Genomic DNA, 25,122 nt, shown 5'->3' with positions numbered 1-25,122 from the left:
GATGTTGACGCCCCCAAGCACTGACTAACTCACCATAGATGATGATGTGGCACTTAATCCAGTGTGTGTATTAAAGTCCACAGGTTACGTCTCGAACAGCTCTTCGTAGAGTATGCCAGGGCTCAGAGATCTGCGGTTCGGTGGCAAGAACAGCGCTGATGGTGGGGTGGGGGACGGGGCTTGAGGGCTGGCTTGTGAATACGCCTCAGATCCGACGCCAAGCCCGCGCTGCGCCCGATAATGATCGTTCTGCTGACATTGCGTGGTGAAGTTGACCATGCTGCACTGCCCTACCGTAATTGTCGGCGCATCATTACAGCGATGAGTGAGCTGGTAGCTCCACCGACCCCCAGAGCGAGGGGGAGTAGGTAAATGAGGCCTTCGAGTCCGCCACTGTTGAAGTCTGAGGCTGCGTAACGCGCGATGACGATCGTAGCCACGATTATCTGCACTCCGGTTGCACCGCCCAGTGCAAGGGCTCCCCAGCGTACTGACTTCCAAGCGGCGACCGTGATAGGCAGGACGGCCAGCATCGCAGTCCAGCCGATTGGAGACCAGAACTCGACATCTGCGGGTGCGCCGTCGGACTGTAGCGGGCCGATCTCACCGGCTGACGCGCCTAAGGCTGCCCATCCTGCTGCAATGGAGATGGCCACCGCAACAACGGTTGCCGTCCTAGCAAGAACGCCCGGGCCTCTGAGAGACGATGTGATCATGTCGCCGACACTACACGAGCAGATAGAACAGACGAAGAACCTTGCTGCTCCAGAATGCGGTGAGGGGGAGCGGTAAGCTCAAACACAATCTACGTCAGGGAACCCATGTTTCGTCGCATTAAAATCTTACTGATTGCCTTTGTCCTCATCGTCGGCGGGAGTGCTTGTTCGGCACCTGATGACGGCACCTCCACTGCCGAAGCACTGGCCAAAGCACTGGCATCTCATACGGTAGGGGACTTGAGTTTCGACAAGCCAGCAACGGACGTACAGAAAGTGCTAACGGAGCTTGCCAAGAGTATCGATCCAGTATGGCCAACGGTGGCTGTAAGCGGAGTTGAACTCTCCGAAGACACCGCCCGGGTATCGCTGAATTACACCTGGACGCTGCCGGACACTACGAAACCCTGGACTTACTCAACCGGTGCAGACATGAAGCGGGACGGGAAAAGTTGGATCATCACCTGGTCCCCGGAAATGGTGGAGCCTAAGCTTGAGGCTGGTGAGCGGTTCAAGCTCAGCACCACCAATGGGCAGCGTGCAGATATTCTCTCCGCCGGCGGGGAAGCCATCGTGAAGGACCGGCCGGTGCACATTGTGGGCATCAACAAGGATGGCCTGAGCGGGGCAGAAGCTGAGGCTTCTGCCAAGGCACTGGCCGGGGTACTCGAGATTGATGCAGCGGTCTATGTGGCGAAGGTCAAGGCCTACGGTCCGGTTGCCTTCGTGGACGCTATCACCCTCCGTGAGGAGGCCTTCAATGCACTGGATCAGAACAAACTTAAGGCAGTCCCAGGCATTCTCGTGGTTCGCGATACCATGCCGCTGGCACCAACACGCACCTTCGCCTCGGCACTTCTTGGCTCAGTTCATGAGGCTACTGCCGAAGATATTGAGAAGTCTGCTGGCAAGGTGATCCCCGGACAGATAGTGGGATCTGGCGGCCTGCAAGCTGCCTTCGACGCTCAGCTATCCGGAACCCCTGGCATTACGCTCAGTGCCGTTCCCGCCGCTTCCGCAACTGCAGCCGAAGGTACGGCCACCGCTGGGGCAACTGACGGCCCCGGGGCCTTGCCAGCCGATCCCAACGCACCACCAAAAATCCTCTTCGCTGTTGACCCGGTGGACGGCAAGGATCTGAAAACAACGCTGGTTCCAGCGATGCAAAGCGCGGCAGAACAGGCACTGGAGAGTGTGAAAACCCCTAGCTCGATCGTTATCATGCGGCCATCCACGGGTGCCATCCTCGCCTCGGCTAATGGCCCCGATAGCAACGGCTACAACACGGCGTTCTTGGGCCAGTACGCGCCAGGTTCAACGTTTAAAATGGCAAGCTCATTGGGATTGATTCGCATGGGTATGGGGCCTGAATCCATTGTGAGCTGCACCCCGGAGTTTACGGCCGACGGCAAGAAGTTCTTCAATGCACCCGGCTACGCGCCAGATGCGCTCGGCCAGGTCTCGCTGACCACCGCCATTGCGCACTCCTGCAACACAGCCTTTGTTTCGCAGTTTGAAAAGCTCTCGCAAGGAAAGCTGGCTGATGCGGCTGGGGCCTTGGGCATCGGCATGGAGAATGATCTGGGTCTTGATGCCTTTATGGGTGTTGTGCCGCGCGATTCCAAGGGTACCGAACATGCAGCCTCACTCATTGGACAGGGCAAGGTGCAGGTATCGCCGCTAGCCATGGCCACCATGATGTCATCCATGGTCAAGGGCACTGTGGTGACCCCGGTATTGATAGACGGCCATGACGGCAAAAGTAAGTCTGCTGAGGGCGCGGTCTTGACCGCTAAAGAGGCAGGGGAACTGCGCATCCTGATGAGGGCAGTAGTTACTGAAGGCTATTTGTCTACTCTGGCGGATCTTCCAGGAGCTGAAGCGATCGGAAAAACAGGAACTGCTGAATTTGGGACGGAAAATCCGCCACGTACCCACTCATGGGTCATCGCCGCCCAGGGAGATATTGCCGTGGCAGTCTTTGTGGAAGATGGTGATCTGGGTGCCATCACCGGCGGCCCGCTGGCCAAAGCCGCTTTGTTGGCAGCAAAATAGCGTTATTGCACAGCGCACAACCACTACAGGCACACAACCACTACATAAGGAGAAACTTGCGCAGCTCAGATATACCCGAAGTCAAATTTCAACCCACACGCTTCCGCGAGGGCTATAACGTGCTTGAGGTGGATGCATTCTTAGACGTTGCGGAGAATGCACTGCGTGAGTGGGAGGCAGGACGTGCGGGACAGTTGCTGTCCGACGACGTGATCAAGCAGAGGTTTTCGGCGACGAGATTTCGTGACGGATATGACCAGGATCAGGTGGATGACTTCCTGAACAAGGTCATGTTTGCTCTTAGGGGGTACGAAAAAAATACCACTAAGTACTGATCCATGCTGGACGCCACCGTGCGGGAAAGCCCTTTCCCTTAGACTGGTGGCAGCCTTCGGGTGCAGGCCCGGAGCGCCAACCTCCACGATACGCAGCAAGGTGACAGAGAATGATTGACATGCCACAGGCCCGCTGGGATTTGAGCCCCATAACCGGCTACACGCGTGAGCATTGGCTGGATGCTGCTGATGCTCAACTTCAAGCGGTACGGCCCTTCGCCTCAGCACAGCACGCGTTTTTCAATCTGCCAGGGACCGCCAGCATGTCCGGCGAGATCTCAGATGGCTTGGAGGGATTCTCTCGCACCTTTATTCTCGCGGCCTTCCGGGTTGCTGGCGAAGACGGAGCAGATCCGCACGGTCACCTCGGTTTCTACCGCATGGGCCTGATTGCCGGCACCGATCCGGACTCCCCTGAAGCGTGGCCGCGCATCAACGTGACACGGCAGGCGCTGGTGGAGGCCGCATCTGTGGTGCTCGGGCTGCACCTGACACGCGGCTGGCTCTGGGACAGGCTTTCAGAAGAGGAACAGGACCATGTTCTTAGCTGGCTGGGCGGCTCGGTAGGTGTTGAGATTCCGGACAACAACTGGGTCATGTTCAAGGTCATGGTGCAGGAGTTTATTGCCTCCACAGGACGGGACTTTCAGGAACAAGACATCACCGCCGGATTGGCCCGCATAGAGGATTGGTATGTGGGTGAGGGCTGGTATAGCGACGGTAATGGCCAGCGTTTCGATTACTACGCGGGGTGGGCCATGCACCTGTACCCCTGCCTGTGGACGCTCATGGCGGCCTCTCGCGTGCCTGAACTTGCAGCGCAAAAGGCGGGCCTCTACAAGGAACGCCTAGGCCGCTACCTGCAGGACTTCTCCTATTTCTTCGGTTCCAACGGAGCGCCCCTCTTTCAAGGGCGCTCACTGATGTACCGTTTTGGCGCCACCGCCCCGCTCTGGCTGGGTGAACTCATGGGTGTCAGCGCACTGGCGCCCGGAGCCACACGGCGGATTGGCAGCGGCGCCTTGCACTACTTCAACGAGGGTGGGGCCTTCGGGGAGAACAACGTGCTCAGCTGTGGCTGGTTTGGTACGTTCGCTCCCATGACACAAATTTATTCCGGCCCGGCCTCTCCCTCTTGGACCTCAAAGGGTTTCTTGGGCCTATTGCTTGATGCCGGGCACCCTGTGTGGACTGCCACCGAAATCTCCGCCCCCGTAGAGCGAGCAGATTCCGTGCGCACCCTCTCCGCTCCCGGGTTCCTGCTCTCCAGCACGGCCGCCGACGGCGTGGTCCGGCTGGCCAACCACGGCAGTGACAACTTTCCCGGCATCGTCGCCGGCGATGACCCGCATTACTCCCGGCTGGCCTACTCCACCCACTCCGCCCCGGAATATTGCCCGCCACTGGATAACCACATTGCCATCATGGACGTGCTGCTGGCTCCATCGCGCCGCACTGCCATCCACCGCCGTGAAAGTACGACGCCGGATACCCTGACCAGCGCGCATTCTCCAGTGTGGGGCAACGAGTCTCTGGAGACGGAATCGCCCTGGCAAATTACCTCCGCAACTGCCATGCGCGGGCCCTGGGAACTGCGTGTTCATGTAGTTGAATCAGCGGCACCACAATCGGCGCACCTTCGGGAAGGCGGCTACTCGGCACCAGCAGATAGTCATCTCCGCAGCTATTTGCTGCCAGTGACGGGTTACGCGGTTTCCGGTATTAAGAACATGGAAGGCAGCAACCCCATGGCGGAGCGGACAAGTGTTCCGTGGTTGTCGGGTGAGCACTCGGGAACACGCTCCGTGCATGCCTCACTGGCAGTACTCACGGGTGATCCCGCCGTCGTGAAACTACTCAAGGCCATGGCCCCGGACGGATCCACCCTGAAACCGGAAATCCGGGAGCAGCACGGTGTGCTCACACTGAGCGTTACGGCTCCGGATGGTGAACGCCTCAGTGCAGGCTTTCACCTGGAAGCGCGGGAGTAGGAGCACTGGGGCAGGGGACGGTGCCCTGTGAGGGATGATCAGCGCAGCTAAGGGGCGGGCGCCAGCTCAAGCTGAGCTGCAGACCCAGCCCTCCGGCATGGTTCCTTGTATAAGGAATTTACGCAGTTCAGCGCTTGCTACGGCACCGAGAATGTCATCCGCCTGCGTGTAGATGATGGGTTCCTCCTTGGCGTTGTGATCGCTCAGCAGGGCTAACAAGGTGGCACAGCTATGGCGCAACACCTCGGTTTCTGAGGTCTGTGCCAACATGCCGGTGACGGCGTCCAGCTGCCTCCAAAGCATGCCGTGCTCACGCAGCATGACAAAGATGGGGCCCATCAGGCCGGCTGCTTTCAAGTCAGGAAAGAGGAATACTTCTTCCAAGTAGATGTGCCGCCGCAGGCTCTCCAACGCCGTGACTAGCCGTGAGGGATCCACGCGGACGCCGCTGTCCAGCTCATCCAGGAAGGACTCAATTCCGCCGTCAATCTCGCGGTGCTCGCGTTCCAGGGCCTGGCCCAATGTTAATGCCGCCACAATTCCTCCGTTACGAAGCCGAGAAGCTAGCTTGGTGTTCCTTCAGGCTACTCCGGCGTCAGGCAGCTGTGCCATCACGCAGTTACCAAGTCAGGCGGAAACCAGATCACTCAGAAGCCAGATCACGGCGGCGGAATTGCCAGACGCCCAGAATTGCCAGAGCCACCGCCAGAACTGAGAGGACCAGCAGTGGTAGCAGCATGAAGTTTTCGGCGGGTAGCCGTGGAACTGCGCCAAAGGGAGTGGCCGCAATGGCAGCCTCGGACAAGGAGAACAGAGCGCCAAACATGGATACCAGCACAGAGATCCCATACACAGCCCACGTCAGGCTCACACTGAAACGGGGCAGGAATCCATTGAGGAAAAGCAGCACGCCCATCATCAACAACACGGCCGGCCAGTAGGCGAGAGATGCGCCCGCCATCGCGCTGCCGGTGGCAGCACCATTGGAGGATGCGCCCGCCAAGTAACCGCCAATCAGCAACATCAGGCCAGAGCCGGCTGCGGCCACAAGAACGTGGGCACCCAGCCACGTGTAGCGCGAAAGCGCCCCAGCGAGCTGTGCCTCTAAGCGCCCTGCTTCTTCTTCACTGCGAGCAGTGGAGAGGCTTTGCACGGCAAAGGCGCCAGCAAGGAGGCCGTTGAACAGCGCAAAGATGCCAAGGACGCCGTCGAGCATGCTCGATGAGCTGCCCACAAAGGATTTGGCGAGGGCATTTGAGGGATCCAGTGCGTTCGTCATGGCTTGGGCAACACCTCCGAAGAATGCTCCGGCAACAACGGCGCCCACCAGCCAGCCCAGCAGGCTACCGCGTTGCAGGCGCAGCGCCAGGCCTACGGGTTCACGCAGAAAGGCTGACGCGCGGGCTGGGCCACGGCGTTCCGGCAGCAGGCCCATACCAAGATCTCTGTTCGTTTCAATGCGCAAGGCCATGACGCAACCGCCAACAGCAAGAGCCAGCAGGGCCAGCAGTGGCCACCAGGTGTCTTGCCCGAAGGGGCGCATGTTTTGCGCCCATCCAATGGGGGAGAACCAACTCAAAGCAGCTGGGTCAACACCGTTGGATTGCAGATCAGCACCCGCGCGGATGAAGTAGAACAGTGCAATGAGCCCCACACCCAGTGAGTTAGTGCCCCGGCTGGTGGAGCTGAGCTGGCCACAGACGGCAGCCAACCCCACAAAGGCCAGCCCGGTGCCGGCAATGGAAGCCCCCATGAGGAGTGAACCAGCCGTGGGCAACCGCACGGACAGGCACAGCAAGGAGATGAGAAGGCCGCTGACAATACTCAGAGCACCCGCCACCACATAGTTGGCGGCGCTGTAGGCATGGCGGCCCATGACCGAGGACTTTAACAATTCGCTGCGCCCGGTCTCTTCATCGGCCCGGCCGTTGCGGGTGACCAGGAAAACGGAGGCGAAACTCAGTGCTACGGCCAAGGTCATCCAGATCTTGATGACCAGAATGCCGCCTAGTGATCCGGCCGCATAGGGCAGTCCTGTCATGGCCGCCACGGCAGGGGTGTTGGCCACTTGGGCATACGCATCGCGGGCAGCCTGGGTAGGGAAGGCCTGCTGCTGGGAATCGTAGACCACGGGGATCATGACAGCTAGGACGGCAGCCCACAGTGCCAGCTGCAGCCAGTTACGGCGCAGGATGAACCGGACAGAGAGCAGAAATCCTGTCATGGTGCCTGAGCCCGTCAACGAGCGGGCCCTGCCGCGAGGAGGCTGTACTGCCCCAACCATGGCGGAACTCATTGTGCACCCGCAATCTGGCTCGTGGACCCTGGTGCCGTAGCGTCCACGGCCCCGAGCCCCGTGCCTGCGTAATGGCGCAGGAACAGATTCTCCAACGAGGGAGGACTTGAAAGAAGAGAGCGGGGAGCGTAGGCCGAGAGTGCCAGCAGCACCGCGCCCAACTCGGCCTCGCCCACGGTGAACGTGGCGTTGGCGCCGTCAAGCACTAGATCGTTAATCCCGGCCACGGACGCAAGAATTGCGGCGTCCCGGTCCAGGACCACTGAAACGGTTGTCCGGTGGAGGTGGCGCAGCGCGTCCAATCGCCCGGACTCAACCGTCCTGCCGTCTCTGATGATCGTGACGGTATCGCACAGCTTCTCCACCTCGGCAAAGATGTGGCTAGAGAGGAGCACGCTGCGCCCCTCGGCCTTAACCTCACGAATACAAGAGGTGAACACCTGCTCCATGAGCGGATCAAGACCGGAGGTGGGCTCATCCAGAATCAACAGCTCGGCGTTGGATGCCAGCCCGGCAACCAGGGCAACTTTTTGCCGATTTCCTTTGGAATAACTGCGGGCCTTCTTGGTGGGGTCAAGTTCAAAGCGCTCCAGCAGGGAATCACGTAGGGCATTGTCCACGCCACCGCGCAAGCGGGAGAGAATATCGATGGCCTGCCCGCCTGTGAGGTTCGGCCACAGGCTCACATCCCCGGGCACGTAAGCGATGCGCCGGTGAAGGTCCACAGCATCACGCCACGGATCGCCGCCCAACAAAGTTGCGCTGCCGCCGTCGGACTTTAAAAGTCCCAGCAGGATGCGGATGGTGGTTGACTTCCCCGAGCCGTTTGGGCCCAGGAAACCGGCAACTGTGCCTTGCTCCACCTGCAGGTCCAGGCCTGCCAGCGCGGTAGTGCGACCAAATTTCTTGTGGAGGCCACTGACCTCAATGGCCACAGTATTTACAGCCATGATTCGTTCCTTACGGTGATGCGGTCTCTTCCGCGAAGCCCGCGGGTGGGTGGGGGAGCGGATGTGCCTCACGATAGATAAGGTACTGCTCCAGGTACTCCCGGTTGGTGAACAGGCCATCTGAATAGAGTTCGAGCGTGGGCAGCATGATGTCGGCGTAAAACTGTTCCATCACCCCTTGAAAGTCATCCAGCGCGGCGTCAGGGTGAATGGAGAACTGAACCATGAGCGAGCCAATGGATTGATAGGTCAGGAACCGGACGCGAGCCTCCTCATCGAGGCTGGGGATGACCAGCCCCCTCTTGACCGCGTTGCGAGTCAAGACAAGTGCCTCAGCAATCATTTGTTCAATGAAGTCGCGACCTGCTGCGCTGCCGTCTCTGACGCTGCGCAGGATGTACAGGAGGAGTATGCCAGCCTCCCTAGACGAGGGGAGCTGGGCGAAAAGCTGGGCGGGAGCGGTGTCCATGCTTTCGGTTTTGAGACTCCGGTACCTGTTGAGGACAGTGGCATCGCATTCTGCGCGCAATTGCTCCTTGGAGCCGAAATGATGGCGCACCAGTCCGGCGCTGACACCTGCCCGTGCGGCGATGGCACGCAGGGATTCAGCAAAACCCCGTGCGGCGAAGCATTCAATTGCGGCATCCCGCAACCGTGCCCGAGCTGTCAGATCTGCATGAGCTGTACTCATGAATAGCAGACTACTCGCATGTATAGTCCGCGGCAATGGGTATATCCGGCGCAGTCCAAACTGGGAGAGATAGGCTGTCTCCATGGAGACAGACGCGCGACTTGCACCGTTGGAAGATGCCTGCACCGTGGTCATTGTTCGTGACGGTGAACTGGGCCTTGAGACCCTGATGCTGGAACGGCCAGCGAGCAGCAGTTCCTTTGGTGGGGCCTGGGTTTTCCCTGGCGGGAAAGTGGATCCGGAAGACCGTGTGGACCGAACGGGTGCGGCCTTGGACGAGCTGACAGCAGCCCGCGTGGCCGGCCTACGTGAATTGGCCGAGGAGACTGGGCAGGCACTGCGCCCAGATGAGCTTATCTGGCTCTCGCAGTGGACGCCCATGCAGGCGCTTCCGCGCCGTTTCCGGACCTGGTTCATGCTGGCTCCTGCCACTGCTGCGCAAATTGTGCTCAACCCTGCCGAGCATCAGCGCCATGCGTGGCTGACCCCGGGGCAGGCCTTGGCCCGCCACGCCCGGGGCGAGATGAAGCTGGTACCCCCAACCTGGGTCACCTTGCACAACCTCGACGGCGCAACCTCCGTCCAGCAGGCCCTCGCCGATGCGCGGGAACATACGGCATTGTCCTATAACACCCATTGGCTCATGCCACCGGATGGAAGCCGCCCGTCAGGCGTTCTTTGGGCGGGCGACGAAGCCTACCCAGGGTTCCGGGATGGTGCAGGTGTTGGCGCAGGTGCCAGGCACAGGCTCACCATAACTGGCCTGCCCTGGGTCTTTGAACACAGTAACTAGCTGCATAAGCGGCTGGCACAACCAAGGGAAGAAAAGGAAGCGTGTGAAGGCATGAAGAAAAAATGGAGTGATGTGAGCAGGGGACGCCAGATCGTCATCGTCCTAGCAGGAATTGTGCAGCTGGCCTTACAAGCTGCTGCCTTGCGTGACATCGCCAAAAGAACCCCGGCGGAACTCAATGGCCCCAAGGCGGGGTGGGTGGCGGCGTCGTTCATTAACTTTGCCGGACCCATCGCCTACTTTGCCAAGGGCCGCAAATAGCGGCAGAACGCTAAGCTCACGTCCCAGTTTCAGGGCTGTGGGCCAAGCCGACTTCGAGGCGCTAAGAATAGTTGGGGAAAGGTTCGTATACTAAGCGTTCCGGCTGTAGAAAGTGGGACGAGCATGAACCTCCAAAACTCTGGCAGGATGCTGGGTATCCCCCTGCGCCCGTGGGCAGGCATGTCGCCCGCCCGCCTGGCCCTGCAGGGATTGATTCACACGGCAATTGGTATTTTTGCACTGTACTGGTCGCTACGGATTGCCGGGGGCAAACTCAGCGATGACACGGAGCTGGCCACTATCGCAGGAACGCTGCGCATGCTGGCCATTCCGGCAGCCATCTTCTTTGTGGTGTTCACGCTGTACGGCCTGCTCCGGCTCGCCGTGGGTATCCTGGACTTTGTGCCGCGGCACGATGTTCAGGGCCTTGTTGTGGCCACAGGGTCCCGGCAATTCGGTGACATGCTGCCCCGCATTGTGCAAAACCCGATCTGGAACCGGAGCCGGAATGGCTACTCGGGGCACGACAACCGCCGGATCCGGCACGAACTGGTGCTGGAAACCGCCACTGGAACAAAAACCTTTACAGTCAATCCCGGCAGTGTAACGGCCCGGATGGGGCGGGGGCCTGGCTGGGGCGGCGCGGATCAGAGCAGGCCGAGCTGGGCTACAGCGTCCCGTTCGGACAGCAACTCCGCAACGGAGGCGTCGATCCGAGTGCGGGAGAAGTCGCTGATTTCCAAACCCTGCACAATCGAGTATTCACCGTTATGTGTGGTGACGGGGAACGAACTAATGATGCCCTCTGGCACACCGTAGGAGCCGTCGGAAGGGACAGCCATACTGGTCCAATCACCGTCCGGAGTACCCTGCACCCACAACCTCATATGTTCGACGGCGGCATTGGCGGCTGACGCTGCCGAGGAACCACCGCGCACCGAGATGATCTCGGCACCGCGCTTGGCCACGCGCGGGATGAATTCATCCGCAATCCAAGATTCCGCCACGAGGGATGTCGCAGAGACGCCATTGACGGTGGCGTGGGTGATATCAGGGTACTGGCTGGCCGAGTGGTTGCCCCAGATGGCCAGCTTCCGGATGGCCGCCACGGGTTGGTCCATTTTTGCGGCCAACTGGGCCACGGCGCGGTCATGGTCCAGCCGGGTCATGGCCGTAAAACGCGAATCAGGGATGTCGGGTGCATGCGCAGAAGCAATGAGTGCGTTGGTATTTGCCGGGTTTCCCACCACAACCACCTTCACATCCTCGGCGGCGCCAGCGTTCAGGGCCTTGCCTTGGACTGAGAAAATCCCGCCATTGGCAGAGAGTAGGTCTGCCCGTTCCATGCCCGGCCCCCGCGGGCGGGCCCCGACAAGCATGGCGATGTTGACGCCGTCGAACGCCTTGGCGGGATCGTCAAAGACCTCCATGCCCGCCACAAGCGGGAAGGCGCAATCCATGAGTTCCAACGCTGTGCCTTCGGCAGCCTGAGTTGCCTGTGGGATCTCCAACAGATTCAGCTTGATGGGAACATTGGGCCCCAACATGGCTCCGGAGGCAAGGCGAAAGAGCAGTGCATAACCGATTTGGCCGGCAGCACCGGTGACAGTGACAGTAACAGGGGTGGAAGCATGTGCACTCATGGGGCCAGTCTAGCCATGCCAGTGCCCGCTGGGGCAGGAACGGAACAGAAACGTAACAGGGGAGTAGCTATCCTCGCCGCTAGACGTGGCCAATGGCTGCCCAGAGGCAGTACAAGCATTGCTACAGTGGGATAGATGACGCTGGAGACGCCGCAACAGGATACGGCCATGAAGCGCACCTTCGGGGACCATGCACGGGCATTGCCCGCCTTGTTGGCAAAAGCTCCAGCATGGGTGGTGCTCCTTGTCGGTGTCCTGTGTGTCTGGCTGGGGTATGAGTTGGCCACGAAGCCGCTCTCGTCGCTGGGCGCCCTGACCTTCTACGTGGATGCCAGCTTCCTCCGACGCCTATCCTGAGGTCCGGTTCAATGACTACATCACGCCGGTGGCCAGGACATTTGTGCGTAAAATCTCCAGCCGTTGCCTCTCTGAACCCGGTGTCTTGGTTTTGCTGATCAGTGCCATCGCGATCGACAAAGGCAAGACCATCTTCGCCAAGGACCCCACAACCGGGCCCATGGGGGATCGGTTTCGGGAAAACACCCCTGTCATGAACATCCCGTTCCCGCTCTTTATTGCACAGGGCGAGGCTGACACGCTGGTGATTCCGTCCGTCCAGGACGCCTATGTGGCCGGCCGCTGCGCCCTTGGGCAGAAACGGATCACCGGCTCAGCCCCAACCAACAATTGCGCCGCTCTGCCGTAGGGGATCATCAGCGTAGAAATGCAAGAGGGCAGTTCCGGCCGTATTGACCGGAGCTGCCCTCTTGTACTGTTGGCGCTGGTGTGCTGCGAAAAGTCAGAGTTGCAGCACCACGGCGTTGCGTGGCCCCACGCTGACATCGGCACCGCTGAGCACGGTCCCGCGGCGGGGACCCTCAGGGGTGGGCTGACCGCCGTCGTACAAGACGGTGCCGCTGATTCCCGGCACCAGGGCGGGCGTGTCCGCATGGTTGAGCAGGAACAGTACCTGCCCGCGCAGCACCGCTTCAATGCCGGGAACCGGCGCAGCCAGCACCGGACGGATGGGATGTGCACTGCCGGCGCTCTCACGCACGACGGCGGAAATCACCTCCGCACGTCCCCTGGCATCCGGGTTGCTCGCCACATACCAGGCGGTGCCCGTCCCATGCTGGCGCCGGGTAATGGCGGGCCAGCCGGAGGTGTCCAGACCTGCGAAGGTGGAGAGCACGCAGGCCCCTGCCCCCTCGATCACCTCGAGGTTCTCAACCCAGCCAATGGCGTTTCCGGTGATTCCGTCTACCCCAGTGGGAAGCAGAGCTACGCTGCGTTCCGTTGCGGGCGTTCGGATGAGGGAGGTGATGGGCTCATAGATAGGGTCCAGTGCGGGGCCATCCAGTGGGCCGTTGACTTCAATCTCTGTGGTGTGGGGAACCACGCCAAGGGGGGTGAAGTCCAGTACGCGGACACCGAGCAACGGCGCCAGCGGGCCCAAGTAGCCGCCCAATTGGGCAGGCCCCTCCGCATTCAGGGCCCCAGTCAGGCAGCTGACAATAACCTGGGCCCCGTTGGCTGCCGCTCGGGCCAAGGCGGCCGCGAATGCGTCACTGACGGCAAAGAGGGACGGGACAATGATGAGCTGGTACTTGCCCAGGTCATGGTCCGGGTGGACAAAGTCGGTAGCAATGCCCATTTCAAACAAGCTGGCATGCCAGCTCTTGGCTATGGTCAACGGCTCTGTATCAACAGGGCCAATGGAGTTGCGTTGCGCCCACGCACTTTCCCAATCCCACACAATGGCTGCCTGAGCTTGGACTCTGGACCCGGCAACTACACCAATGTCTTTTAGTGCGGAGCCCAGCTCAACCACCTCATGCCACGTGCGGCTGGCCTTGCCGGCGTGCGGGACCATCCCGGAATGGAATGTTTCTGCCCCCGAGGCGGACTGACGCCACTGGAACTGGCAGATCCCGTCAGCGCCCCGGGCCACTGCCTGCAGCGACCATAGCTTGTACTGGCCGGGACGCTTGACGGCGTTGCGGGGGCGCCACTGGACAGCGGAGGTGGTTTGTTCCAACTGAATGAACGGCTTGCCGCCGCCGAGCGAACGCATCAGATCGGATTCAAAGGCAAATTCACGTCCGGCTCGTGGATCCGAGGGGTCGGGGTAGGAATCGTTGGAGATGATGTCAATTTCGGTACCCCACTTCCAGCCGTCGACCCAGGCAAAGGCGCCCATGAAGTTCGTTGTCAGTGGCACATCCGGTGTGAGCTCATTCAAGACCTCCTTTTCTGCCGTGTAACAGGCCAAGAGGGCGTCGGAACAGAAACGGTTCCAGTCCGTCATCATGGTCGGGTTGGGCAGGGTAGGCATGGCGCGTGGGGCGCTCACTTGCGCCCAATCCGAATACCGCTGGGACCAAAAAGTTGTGCCCCATACCCGGTTCAGTTCCGCCAGCGTGCCGTACCGAGCCTGCAGCCATTCCCTGAAAGCCGTGGCTGATTCTTCATCGAAGCTCTCATGCACGTGGCAGCCGTACTCATTGTTCACATGCCACATCTTCAAGGCCGGATGCTTGGCATAGCGTTCGGCGATGGCACGCACCATGATCAGGGACTCCCTGCGGAACGTGGCGCTTGAGGGATTGAATTGCTGCCGGGAACCATAGCTGAGCCGCACGCCGTCGCGCGTTACCGGCAACGTGTCCGGGTGCAGATGTCCCAGCCATGGCGGCGGGGAAGCCGTGGCAGTGGCCAGGTCCACAGCGATGCCGGCGTCGTGGAGTTTGTCCATGACGGTATCCAGCCAGCCGAAGTCAAATACTCCCGGCGTAGGCTGCAGCACCGCCCACGAGAAAATTCCCACGGATACTAAATTGACCCCAGCTTCGTGCATGAGTTCAATATCGCGGTCCACCGTTTCAGCGGTCCACTGCTCGGGGTTGTAGTCGCCCCCGTAGGCGATTGCGGGAATCATCCCTGGGTACCTCCACTGGTCAGATATGAGTATGGGCTTATGTGCACGCTCACACACCGTTGAGATCACTATAGGAGAGTTGCTTGAATGCGCAAAAGAAACGGTGCGGTGTGTAGTGCTGACCGCCTCCGTGCTGAGCCCTTTTTGCCAAGGCGCAAGCTGGCGCCAACGGAGATCCGCAAGCGTGGCATAGCATAAGAAGGAATCCAGCCATAAGGAAATAATTCGATCATGAGCAATGAGCGGCCTGACGCCGGGCGCGCCCGGCGGGTTACCATCTTCGACGTCGCTGCCGCCTCGGGAGTGTCGCGGGGCACCATCTCCCGGTACCTCAACGGCAGCGGTTATGTCTCTGAGGGTGCGCGACTGGCCATCAAGGATGCTGTTGAAGAGGTTGGCTACGTTCCCAATACGGCGGCGCGGTCACTGGCAACTCGGCAAACCAAGAATATTGCCTTCGTGGTCCATGAATCTCACAATATGTTTTATAACGACCCCAACCTCGGCGGCATGCTTACCGCCGCCAACAGGGTTCTCTCCGAGGCGGATTTCCAGCTGGTTATCTTGATTTTGGACACGGAGCAGACCCTGAGTCGAATAGCCGGACATCTCCGCGGAGGCTATGTTGACGGCGCAATCTTGGTCTCTGTCCGGGCGGAAGATCCGCTCTTGCGTATTGTTCAGGAGTTGGGCCTGCCCGCCGCAATGGCCGGCAGGCCAGCCGGGGCGAGCAGCATTCCCTGGGTGGACGTGGACAATGTCGAAGCAGCCAGGGGCATTTGTGCGCGATTGGTGGGTACCGGGCGCAAACGCATTGCCATGATTGAAGGTCCGGAGGCCATGCGTGCTGCCAGGGAGCGACTTGCGGGGTTTACCTCAGCCTTAGGTGCGGATTTCGATGCGAACCTTGTGATTCCCACCCCGGATTGGGGTCATGAGGCGGGTTTTGCGGCCATGCGGGAACTTCTGCGTAGGGATCCTGACATTGACGGCGTCTTTGCCGCTTGTGATGCCCTCGCGATTGGGGCCATGGATGCTCTGAGGGAAGCTGGAAAGTCCGTTCCGTGTGACGTTGGCGTGGTTGGTTTCGATGACAGTCTCTGGGCCAAACGCGCCTTTCCTGGATTGTCCACTGTGCGGCAGCCCGTTGAGGAAATGGGTGCAATCATGGCCTCCCTCGTGTTGCGCCAGCTCAAGGGCGAGGACCTTAGACATGCCCATGAAATTGTCCCCACTAGCATTGTGTGGCGAGACTCCGCCTGAGCTGTTGCGGCATATCGGCTGAACGTGCCGCAGTGGCAGATCAAAGCATCAATGATCCGCGCCATGAACGGAGCGGATCCTTTCCCGCAGAACTGTTATCCGTAACAATCCCCCCAAGTGCCCCTATTGTGATAGCTTTCACACGATTATGTGTGCACGTTCACATCTCTGTGATGCGCTGGCGTGCGAGAGCCCAACCTCGATAGGGAAAATTGATGAAAAGACCTGCATTGCTGGCTATGTTCAGCGCTGTGCTGGTAGCGGGCGGGCTGGCAGTTGCTGGCCCCGTTGCCGCCGCCCCCACCCCCACGGACAGCCCCGCCATGAGCGGAGTCGGTGCTGTTGCAGCGCCGGCCGCCGCAATGGCCGCCACCGCCATTGGAAATCTGCACTTTCTTGACTGCGGCGCCGCCAATAACGGCGACGGAACCATTTCTAGCCCGTGGAACGCGTTGACAAGCGTCAATGCCACCGTCTTTTCTGCCGGGGACCAGATCCTGCTCAAGCGTGGAAGCTCGTGCCAAGGCACCCTGCGTCCGCAGGGATCCGGCGAACCTGGAGCCCCTATTGTCCTTGACGCCTATGGCACAGGGACGGCCAAACCCATCATTAACGGTGCCGGCATTGACGCCACGGTTCAGCTTTCCAACCAGCAGTACTGGGAAATTCGCAACCTAGAAATTACCAACATCGATGCTGATAGCTCGGCGCGCTATAAAAATGAGCGCCGTGGGCTGGTGGTCAAGGTTCAGGACATTGGCCAAGCCAACTACTACCGGATCGAAAACCTGAACATCCATGACGTCTACGGCGAAGGCAAGAAGGACCTCAAGGGCTCCGGTGGAATCCAGTTCGAGGTTTATGCCTCGGACACCGTTGCCGAGCGCGTCCCTACCTGGTTCAACGATGTAGTGATCGCCAACAACACCGTTGAAAACGTCAACCGCAGCGGCATTAACATGTCCACTCGGTGGAAGTGCCGTGCCGAGGTTGGCTGGGACGGCTGCCCCGTAGCGGATCGGCCGAACCTGCCGTGGACTCCCTCAACAGGGTTGGTCATTCGCGGCAACACCGTGAAGAACGTTGGTGGCGACGGCATTGTCGTCCAGATGAACAAGAACGCCCTCGTGGAGTACAACACCGTCTCAGACACGGCAAACATCCCCAACGGCTCCAACGCCGGCGTGTGGGCGTGGAATGCCGATGGCACCACGTTCCAGTACAACGAGGTTTTTGAGACCAAGAAGCTCCCCGGAAACAATGACGGCAATGCCTTCGATGTTGACTACGGCACCAATGACACGCTGTTCCAGTACAACTACAGCCATGACAATGAGGGCGGCATGATGCTCTTCTGTGGCTGCGGCGGACTGTCCACCCAGGCTACTTTCCGCTATAACGTCTCGGAAAACGATCATGACCGCGTCAACTTTGTTGCCGGCGGAACTGAGAACCAGTTTTACAACAACACCATCATTTTGCCTAACACGCCGAATCACCTGCTGAACAATATTGGTGGCACCCCCATCTCAATGCTGATGGCCAACAACCTGTTTGTGGCGTCGGCTACGGTACGTGACCAATCCAGCGCAGCGCCCAACGCGAAGACCATCCAGTGGCGCAACAATGCCTTCTCCGGCCCCGGCGGTGCCTGGCCCGCTGACCCAGCAGCCGTCACCATCGCAGACAAGCTGGCACTTGCTGCGGGTACTGGCCTGGAACGGTTCAAGATCCAGGACTCTAGGATTGCTGCCAAGGGCCTGCCCATTGCTCCTGTTGGAACAGTGGATTTCTTTGGTAACTCCGTGCCGTCCAGCTGCGCCCCTGACATTGGTGCGTTCCAGTTCACGGCAGTCGATGAGCGTAGCTGTGACGTTGATGGCGAGACCATTGCAACCGGTGCAGCACTGACCAAGGTGCCTGTTCGCACGAACACCACTTACAAGGTCTCCGGCACACTTGCTGCCGGTGCAACGCTTTCAGTTACCAACCCCAAGGGCTTCAAAACCCCGGCTGGCAGCAACGGTGATGTCATTTTCTCCACCGCTTTGGACGCGACAACCGTTGCCATCAACTGTGATGGCACGGCGGGCTGCTCTGATGTGAGCATGGTTGCAGTTGATAACAGGATTGTGGATGGTTCGTTTGAGGCGCTGTCCAACACCCCTTGGGGTGCATGGAACACTTCCCGGGATGAGGCCAAGGCAGTTTCCGGCAACTTTGCTTTGAAGATCACGGGCGCAGGCTCTTCCGAGCAGTTCCCAGTGGTTCTGCAGCCCAACACCGACTACCTGTTCAGCGGGTGGGTCGCCTCGGCTGACGGCTCGGAGGTGCGCTTGGGCCTGAAGAACTTTACTGGAAATCAGGATGCCAACAACCCCGATCAGTACCAGAAGTTCGCCTCTGTTACAACGCCGGAGATGAAATACACAACCATTGCTTTCAACTCCGGTAACACCAAGGCAGTGACCGTTTACTGCTACAAGCCAGGTGGCTCCGGCGCAGGTTTCTGTGATGATTTCACCATGACCACGGCCGTTCAGGCCCCCGTAGCCTCGTTGAACCCTGATGACACCACTGTCACGCAGGGGAACAGCGCATACTTCTTCAGCAGTTTTGTTGGCGCTCCCAGCACCTCGGTGTTGTGGCAGTCTAATGCTGGCGGAGCGTGGACTGATATTGCCGCCACCCAGGGCACTGCACTGACCGTTCCGGCTGTGTCCGCGGAGATGGATGGTACCCAGTACCGTGCGATGATCAACGGACCAGCCGGTCAGGTGTTCTCAACGCCGGCAACCTTGAACGTTGCTGCTGTGCTGGGGGCACCCGTTGTCACGGTACAACCAGAAGATGTGAGTGCCACGGCTGGCAAAACCGCAGAGTTCACGGCTGTGGCCACCGCAAACCCGGCCGCAACTATCCAGTGGGAAATCTCCTCTGACGGAGAAGTTTGGACAGCGATTGCCGGTGCCACGAAGGCAACGCTCACCATGGATTCGGTAGAGATGAGCCACGATGGTTCTGCATTCCGTGCCGTCTTTAGCAACGGCTTGGGAACTGCCATCAGTGAATCTGCCGAGCTGACGGTTCAAGCCGCTCCGACGACGGATCCGACCACGGATCCCACCACGGATCCGACCACGGGTCCCACCACGGATCCGACCACGGATCCCACCACGGGGCCGACCACGGGTCCCACCACGGGTCCCACCACGGATCCGACCACGGATCCGACCACGGGGCCGACGATGGATCCGACCACGGATCCGACCACGGATCCCACCACGGGGCCGACGGTGCCAGCTACCGTGCCGGCACCCACAGCTCCCGCAGGAGCGGGCACTGGTGATGATTCACTGGCCAACACTGGTGCCTCCTCGGCAACCGTGATGTTGTCCGCCGGTGTATTGCTGCTCCTGGTGGGTGGCGTCACCGTCATGAGTCGCCGCCGCAAGCAAGCGCACTAAGGTAAAGCGCCACTGCCTGATCGCGTTGCAGTGTTGAATGTAGTCAACGCCAGTCAAGGAACCGTTGCCCTCCTGCCACAAGCAGTAAGGCAACGGTTCCTTCTCTGCTTCTGGGGATAGCCCTTGGCTGGCCAGAGCAGAGTGGAGTGTTGAGTCTGCGTAACATTGGGCCGAGACATTGAATGTAATGCCGGTCACTCCATAGAGTGTTATCCATAACAACTAGAGTGCAGGGATCACTGGGTGGCTCAGCGGTATTTTCGCTGACTACGGAGCGGGAACTGTCCCAAAAAGGGTGGATTAATGGCTCAGAACAATGAACGGCACAGAAGAAATTCTGCGCAAAAACACAGGTCGGGTTATTGGCGCGGTACACTCGCAACAATGACAGCGCTGGCCATCATGTCCTCGACTGCCGTGGGCCTTGCCACTACGGCATCGGCTGCTCCGGGGGATGCCACCACGCTCTCACTGAGTAATGGCCAAGGTCTGAACGTTGCCGTGGGCGATGCCTTTCCTCAGGTGGTTTCCTACACTCTTGATGGAAAAGTCATTGGTGGACAGAGTAAGCCGCTAACAACCTTCTTGGTTAATGGCCAGTCTAAAACGGCCACCACCACTGTGAGCGTCACTGGAGCTACCGCCACCTACGTCTCCACCATTGCAGATCCGGCGCTTGTCATCACCTCGACCATTACTGTTACGGCAGCCAACACGGTTGAATTCAAGGTCATAAAGGTCATGGGCGCTGGCGAAGCTACGCTAAATACTCTGTCCATTCCAGGCCACTCCCTCCTCTCAGTCAGCTCCACCGAGTCCGGCGCCACCTTGGCCCGGACGGAGAACACGGACGACACCACCACCAACAAGGACAAAATCCTGTCCGTCACCGCAGGCAGTCCGTTAGATGCCGCCGCGGTTGGAACACCCTACGGTTTTGTCAACACCTCCGATCTGGCCGCAGGCATCATCACTAACGCCACGGAAGATTCAGGCAACAACGAGTGGAACAAGCGCCTGTTATCGGAGATTCAGAACGGCGCGGCAGGGGCAAAGGTAGCCTCACTCTCACCTGGCACCTTCACCTACCACCCCGTCGGCGCCACGGACCCCCGCGTGTCCACCTTTGATTTGCCGCAGGCCACTGTAGTTCTTGCCGGTGATGTGAATGCTTCCGGTTCTGTGGACTGGCAGGATGCAGCCATTGCCTTCCGCAAGAACTCTGAAAAGCCCTTGGGCTCGGATAAAATTCCTGACAGGGTAGTCTCCCGCATCCCCTTTAACTTCGGTAGTGCAGCCACCAACCCCTTCCTGAAGACCTTGGATAACGTCAAACGTTTCTCCATGGCTACTGACAACCTCGGGCAGTGGATTTTGGAAAAGGGATACCAAAGTGAGGGCCACGATGCAGCTCACCCCGACTACGGTAATGACATCAATACCCGAGCCGGTGGCGCAGGAGACTTCAACACCCTGGTCAATGAGGGCTCAAACTATAATGCCGAGTTTGGTGTTCACGTCAACGCCACAGAGGCCTACGCGCAGGCACAGTATTTCAACGAAGAGCTCATTGGCACCCGTCGCGGAGGCTGGGATTGGCTCAACAGCGCGTACCTCATCGACATGCCTCATGACCTCGGATCGGGCAACGTCCTTGACCGCTTTCAGGAGCTGAAGGACACCGTTCCCGGAGTCAAGAGTCTCTACATAGACGCCTACCTGGAAAGCGGGGCGATGGCCGATGGTTTAGCCAATAACCTGCAGAAGATGGGCTATGAAATCACTACCGAGTATGCCTCGCGTTTTGAAAACAACTCCATTTGGTCCCACTGGGCCAATGACAAAAACTATGGTGGAAATCAGGGCATCAGCTCACAGATGATCCGCTTCATCGCCAACTCAGACCGCGACTTGTGGAACATTGATCCGCTGCTCGGTGGCCAGGTAGTCAAGGACTATGAAGGCTGGTCAGGCCAGAAGGACTTTAACGCCACCTATTCCAAGGTATGGAGTGATAACCTTCCCACCAAGTTCCTCCAGCACTACGAACTCACACAGTGGAATGCTGGTACCTCGGCCAAGCTGGAAGACGCTGACGGGCACAAGGTAGCCATTGACATGGTGGGCGGTGTCCGCAAGGTCACCCTCGACGGAAAGCTTGTCATTGACGGCAACAAATACCTGATCCCGTGGCAAGATGTAGCGGATCCGGACACCGTCTCAAATCCCAATAAGGCCACCAAGCTCTACCACTACAACGCTGCGGGAGGAACTGCCACGTTCGATCTCCCCGCCACTTTTGCTGGCAACACCAACCTTGAACTGTTCAAGCTCACGGACAACGGCCGGGTCAAAGTCTCCGACGTTGCCGCAGCTGCTGGTAAGGTCACGCTGACCGCAGAAGCAGGCACCGCTTACGTACTGGTTCCGGCTGGCGGCAAGGCTCCCCAGCCTGCAGCTAACTACGGTGCAGATTCAGGACTCGTTGACCCCGGTTTCAATACCGGAAACCTGAGCGCCTGGGGTGCCACAGGTGGCGCACAGGCCCAGCGCACAGCGATCGGTGACAATGTAGCGGTGCTGGGGGACTCGGCGTCGTCCATTTCCCAGACCGTGACCGGACTGACTGCGGGCAAAAAGTACACAGTCAGCGCCAACATTGAGATTGAGCAGGGCAAACGCCGTGCAACAACGCTGAAGGCAACCGGTTCAGGGCTATCCGCGGAGAACTCCTTCGCGATCACCCCGGCACAGAACCGCATGGCCTCTGATTCCAAGAGCGAAACGTACTCACAGCGGGCCCCGCTGACCTTCACCGCCCCGGCCAACGGTACGGTGAAGATTGAGGTTTCTGCCGCAGCAGGTGCCGCCAAGGTAACCATCGACGACGTCCGCGTCATGACCGATGCACCGTTGAACACGCTCATGACCAAGCCGCTGGCTGTTGTCCCCACTACGTTGCCGGCCATCGGCGGCAATGTGGTCTTCACTGAGGATTTCGAAGGCAATCAGCCCGGTTGGGGCCCGTTCTTCAAGGGCAACAACGGCGGGCTCTCAGATCCGCAGACGAGCATCAGCCAGCTCCATGCACCGTTCACTCAGAAGGCATGGAAGGGTACAGGCCAGGTTGATGACGTCATCACCGAAAAGGGCGGCACTCACTCACTCAAGGCTCACAACGAGCGTGCAGGCCTGATTTACCGTTCGGCTCCTGTAACTTTGCCGTTCGCGTTTGGGCATGAATACGAGATCACCTTTGACTACCAGTCCAACGGTGCCTCGCAATGGCAGTGGGTGACGGGCGCAGATGAGATGACCGGATCCGCTGTTATCTCAAAGGAAATCAATAAAGTTACGCTTACTCCTGCCCTTGCGACGACGAGTTTCTCCAGCAAGTTCGTAGCTGGCTGCGACTCCGCATGGGTTGGACTGCGCCGCATTGGCAGCGGATCAACAGACATGGTGATGGACAACATGGTGGTAAGGGACCTTGGCCCCGCCGCCAACCAGCCCGGTTGCGCCACTATTAAGGTTGGCGCGTTGCCAGCACTTAGCCCCCAGGTACCTGCCGAGATTGTTACGACCTTCACTAATACTGAAGCAACTGCTGCCACCAACGTTGAATTGAGCCTGGGTACGCCTCCGGCCGGGTGGACGTTCTTGGTCAAGAACCAGAACGGAAATCTCTTTGATTCGGTAGCTGCGGGTGCAAGCGTATCCACCACCTGGGTTGTCGTTCCGGCCGCTAACGCTGGCGGTACCTCAACGCCTGTGACGGCAGCTGCCGTGTACTTCAACGAGAACATCACCAAGCATGTCTCCGAGCAGATCTCCCTTCCGGTGCAGTCAACCGGCATGGTTCCGCTGAACCAGCTCAAGGTGACCACGGACTCCCAGCAGGCGGCAACAGGCGCCGAAGGCCCCGTCAGTAATGTCCTTGACGGAAATGTTTCCACCATCTGGCACTCCAAGTACGACACTGCTAGCAGTCCGTACCCGCACTCGGTGGTGTTTGACCTTTCCGAGGACTACACCCTGACAGGCGTTGGGTTCCAAGGCCGCCAGGATGGTGGAGACAATGGTCGCATCAAGGACTACAAGCTCTATGTATCTAACGACGGCGTCACCTGGGGCACCGCTGTTGCCTCGGGAAGCCTGACTACCGGTGTGCAAATGCAGCTTCTGCCCATCCCGGCAGGAAACACTGCACGCTACGTCAAGTTTGAGGGCCTCAACGCCCACAACGGTTTGGGCTTTGCCGCAGCCGCAGAAATGCGTGTCTACGGAACCAATGGTGAGGAGCCTGTCATCACTCCGCCGGTTGGTTTTGAACCTGGCGAACGTGAAGTAGATGTCAGTGAAGCGGCTGCATTGCGCCCAGCCCTTGGAGAAGGCACCGGGGCTTTGCACCCGGGCAGCGCCTTCACCGTGACTGTACCGGACCTCAAACCGGGCAGTGATGTCACGTTCACACTGGAATCGGGCAGCGCTGCTGCATTGAGTCTTGCTCCCGGCGACTCTGAGCAGGCCACGGCCGATGCCGACGGCAATGCTGTGCTGCAGACTCGTATTCCAGCTGAGAGTGCTCTGGGTGACTACACCTTACGAGTCAACGGAACCAACCCGGCCGGTCAAGCCGCTACGGGATCACTGGATATCACGGTTGTAGCAGCAGAAGTCACCGAGCCGCCCACAACGGAACCGACTAAGCCGCCCACAACGGAACCGACTAAGCCGGGAACGACTGAGCCGACTAAGCCGGGAACGACTGAGTCGACTAAGCCGGGAACGACTGCCACCGCGGCGTCGACCGCCACTGCAACGTCGACAGCCACCGATTCAGGTGACGATCTGGCGAGCACGGGTAGTAACGCTGCCGTCCTGGCTTCCTTCGCGGCACTTCTGCTCCTGGTTGGCGGGTTGGTTGTGGGACTGCGCCAGCGTGGCCGTGGACGCAGGATAGGGTAGGCCCATAGGCTAAGCCGCAAAACTCAGAAGGGCCCTGCATCACCGTATATATACAGTGGCGCAGGGCCCTTCTGCGTTGGTCGCAACAAGGATTTTGGTGAGAGACCTACCAACCGCGATAGACAGTTCTTGGGTGTGGGGTAGGCGCTCGTGGCCCATCTCAATATCCTGTGACTAACCGGCATCGGTGACGATCAAGACTTCCATGCCGGCACATCTTTGGTGCCGGCGGCGTGGACTGTCACGCTGCATTCAGGGGCGGTGCTTGGGGTCCCTGCAATGGCGGGCTGGAGCACTTCCACGGTGACAGTAAGTTGGCTTGACCACGTTTGGGGAGAATCAGGAACCAGTTGTTATGGCCTGGTCTATTTTTAGTTGAAGTACGTCAGGATAGATCTCAGGGTAGTTCCTGACTGTGCTCTGGTTGGACCGACGTCTCGCCGGTTGCCCACACCCGGGGCCCCGCAAGCAGCGTGAGGCAGACCCTGTGTCCACTACTTGCGGAGAACCCCAAATCTTGGTCAGTAGGGTCGCGGTGTCCACGAATGCGGACACCTGCGGCGCAGCCCAACCGGGGGAGTAATCACTGCACAAGTTCAGCGGCATGAGCCACTTGATGTGGGCGGTGCGGAGGTAGTTGTTAAGTTCGGAGGCCTGTCGAGAGCTTGTTGCTTTTTCCTTTGGTGGGGCGGGGATCGTTGTTGTGGGGTACGCGGCGGGCAGAGCTGGTTTTGTAGTTGCTCAGTCGAAGGGCT

The 25,122-nt window shown here is 59.5% G+C and carries 17 protein-coding genes; 10 read left to right on the top strand and 7 right to left on the bottom strand.

Features of this window, described 5'->3' with window-relative positions:
• Positions 1 to 290 precede the first annotated feature (290 nt).
• Positions 291 to 716, bottom strand: a complete 426-nt coding sequence (locus ABIB48_RS08645; protein ID WP_354212766.1) for a hypothetical protein — start codon at positions 714 to 716, stop codon at positions 291 to 293.
• 105 nt (positions 717 to 821) lie between these two features.
• Here ABIB48_RS08645 and ABIB48_RS08640 point away from each other — a divergent pair, with 105 nt between their 5' ends.
• The 3 genes from ABIB48_RS08640 to ABIB48_RS08630 all read left to right on the top strand — a co-directional run bounded on the left by ABIB48_RS08640 (position 822) and on the right by ABIB48_RS08630 (position 5,097).
• Positions 822 to 2,771, top strand: coding sequence for a penicillin-binding transpeptidase domain-containing protein (locus ABIB48_RS08640; RefSeq protein ID WP_354212765.1), 1,950 nt, complete (start codon positions 822 to 824; stop codon positions 2,769 to 2,771).
• 56 nt (positions 2,772 to 2,827) lie between these two features.
• Positions 2,828 to 3,106 (top strand): DivIVA domain-containing protein, encoded by a 279-nt coding sequence (locus ABIB48_RS08635; RefSeq protein WP_354212764.1) that lies wholly within the window; start codon positions 2,828 to 2,830, stop codon positions 3,104 to 3,106.
• Between the two features lie 110 nt (positions 3,107 to 3,216).
• A complete protein-coding gene (locus tag ABIB48_RS08630) occupies positions 3,217 to 5,097 on the top strand; it encodes a DUF2264 domain-containing protein (protein WP_354212763.1) in 1,881 nt (626 codons plus the stop codon).
• 66 nt (positions 5,098 to 5,163) lie between these two features.
• Here the strand turns inward: ABIB48_RS08630 and ABIB48_RS08625 are convergent, their stop codons facing one another.
• From ABIB48_RS08625 to ABIB48_RS08610, 4 genes are all read right to left on the bottom strand, one after another.
• A complete protein-coding gene (locus tag ABIB48_RS08625; RefSeq protein ID WP_354212762.1) occupies positions 5,164 to 5,634 on the bottom strand; it encodes a hemerythrin domain-containing protein in 471 nt (156 codons plus the stop codon).
• Between the two features lie 106 nt (positions 5,635 to 5,740).
• Positions 5,741 to 7,381 carry an ABC transporter permease gene (locus tag ABIB48_RS08620; protein WP_354212761.1) on the bottom strand — a complete coding sequence of 547 codons (1,641 nt, stop codon included), beginning with the start codon at positions 7,379 to 7,381 and terminating at the stop codon, positions 5,741 to 5,743.
• A gap of 8 nt (positions 7,382 to 7,389) precedes the next feature.
• A complete protein-coding gene (locus ABIB48_RS08615; RefSeq protein ID WP_110107271.1) occupies positions 7,390 to 8,343 on the bottom strand; it encodes an ABC transporter ATP-binding protein in 954 nt (317 codons plus the stop codon).
• Positions 8,344 to 8,353: 10 nt separating this feature from the next.
• Positions 8,354 to 9,034 (bottom strand): TetR/AcrR family transcriptional regulator, encoded by a 681-nt coding sequence (locus tag ABIB48_RS08610; protein ID WP_354212760.1) that lies wholly within the window; start codon positions 9,032 to 9,034, stop codon positions 8,354 to 8,356.
• A gap of 82 nt (positions 9,035 to 9,116) precedes the next feature.
• On the opposite strand from ABIB48_RS08610, the gene ABIB48_RS08605 reads away from it, so the two are divergent.
• Both ABIB48_RS08605 and ABIB48_RS08600 read left to right on the top strand, forming a co-directional pair.
• Complete coding sequence (locus ABIB48_RS08605; RefSeq protein ID WP_110107269.1) at positions 9,117 to 9,827, top strand: NUDIX hydrolase; 711 nt, start codon at positions 9,117 to 9,119, stop codon at positions 9,825 to 9,827.
• Between the two features lie 51 nt (positions 9,828 to 9,878).
• The gene (locus ABIB48_RS08600; protein ID WP_354212759.1) at positions 9,879 to 10,088 is read left to right on the top strand and encodes a PLDc N-terminal domain-containing protein; all 210 of its coding nucleotides are present in this window, start codon (positions 9,879 to 9,881) and stop codon (positions 10,086 to 10,088) included.
• Positions 10,089 to 10,735: 647 nt separating this feature from the next.
• On the opposite strand, the gene ABIB48_RS08595 is transcribed toward ABIB48_RS08600, so the two are convergent.
• The gene (locus ABIB48_RS08595) at positions 10,736 to 11,731 is read right to left on the bottom strand and encodes a malate dehydrogenase (protein WP_354212758.1); all 996 of its coding nucleotides are present in this window, start codon (positions 11,729 to 11,731) and stop codon (positions 10,736 to 10,738) included.
• Positions 11,732 to 11,866: 135 nt separating this feature from the next.
• Between ABIB48_RS08595 and ABIB48_RS08590 the strand changes: the two genes are divergently transcribed.
• Both ABIB48_RS08590 and ABIB48_RS08585 read left to right on the top strand, forming a co-directional pair.
• The gene (locus tag ABIB48_RS08590) at positions 11,867 to 12,088 is read left to right on the top strand and encodes a hypothetical protein (protein ID WP_354212757.1); all 222 of its coding nucleotides are present in this window, start codon (positions 11,867 to 11,869) and stop codon (positions 12,086 to 12,088) included.
• Positions 12,060 to 12,437 (top strand): hypothetical protein, encoded by a 378-nt coding sequence (locus ABIB48_RS08585; RefSeq protein WP_354212756.1) that lies wholly within the window; start codon positions 12,060 to 12,062, stop codon positions 12,435 to 12,437. Before ABIB48_RS08590 ends, ABIB48_RS08585 begins: the two co-directional genes overlap by 29 nt.
• 93 nt (positions 12,438 to 12,530) lie before the next feature.
• Here ABIB48_RS08585 and ABIB48_RS08580 read toward each other — a convergent pair whose 3' ends face one another.
• The gene (locus ABIB48_RS08580) at positions 12,531 to 14,669 is read right to left on the bottom strand and encodes a beta-galactosidase (RefSeq protein WP_354212755.1); all 2,139 of its coding nucleotides are present in this window, start codon (positions 14,667 to 14,669) and stop codon (positions 12,531 to 12,533) included.
• 231 nt (positions 14,670 to 14,900) lie between these two features.
• Between ABIB48_RS08580 and ABIB48_RS08575 the strand changes: the two genes are divergently transcribed.
• From ABIB48_RS08575 to ABIB48_RS08565, 3 genes are all read left to right on the top strand, one after another.
• On the top strand, positions 14,901 to 15,932 hold the full coding sequence (locus ABIB48_RS08575; protein ID WP_110107263.1) for a LacI family DNA-binding transcriptional regulator: 1,032 nt from the start codon (positions 14,901 to 14,903) through the stop codon (positions 15,930 to 15,932).
• Between the two features lie 215 nt (positions 15,933 to 16,147).
• Entirely contained in the window at positions 16,148 to 19,399 is a 3,252-nt protein-coding gene (locus ABIB48_RS08570; protein WP_354212754.1) for a right-handed parallel beta-helix repeat-containing protein, read from the top strand.
• Positions 19,400 to 19,783: 384 nt separating this feature from the next.
• Complete coding sequence (locus ABIB48_RS08565) at positions 19,784 to 24,367, top strand: endo-alpha-N-acetylgalactosaminidase family protein (protein WP_354212753.1); 4,584 nt, start codon at positions 19,784 to 19,786, stop codon at positions 24,365 to 24,367.
• Positions 24,368 to 25,122: the final 755 nt, after the last annotated feature.

Origin of the sequence: Arthrobacter sp. UYCu511 (genome assembly GCF_040547105.1) — a bacterium.
Lineage (GTDB): Bacteria > Actinomycetota > Actinomycetes > Actinomycetales > Micrococcaceae > Specibacter > Specibacter psychrochitiniphilus.
The sequence above is the reverse complement of the archived record's forward strand: the minus strand, read 5'-3'. Positions and strand labels throughout refer to the sequence as shown.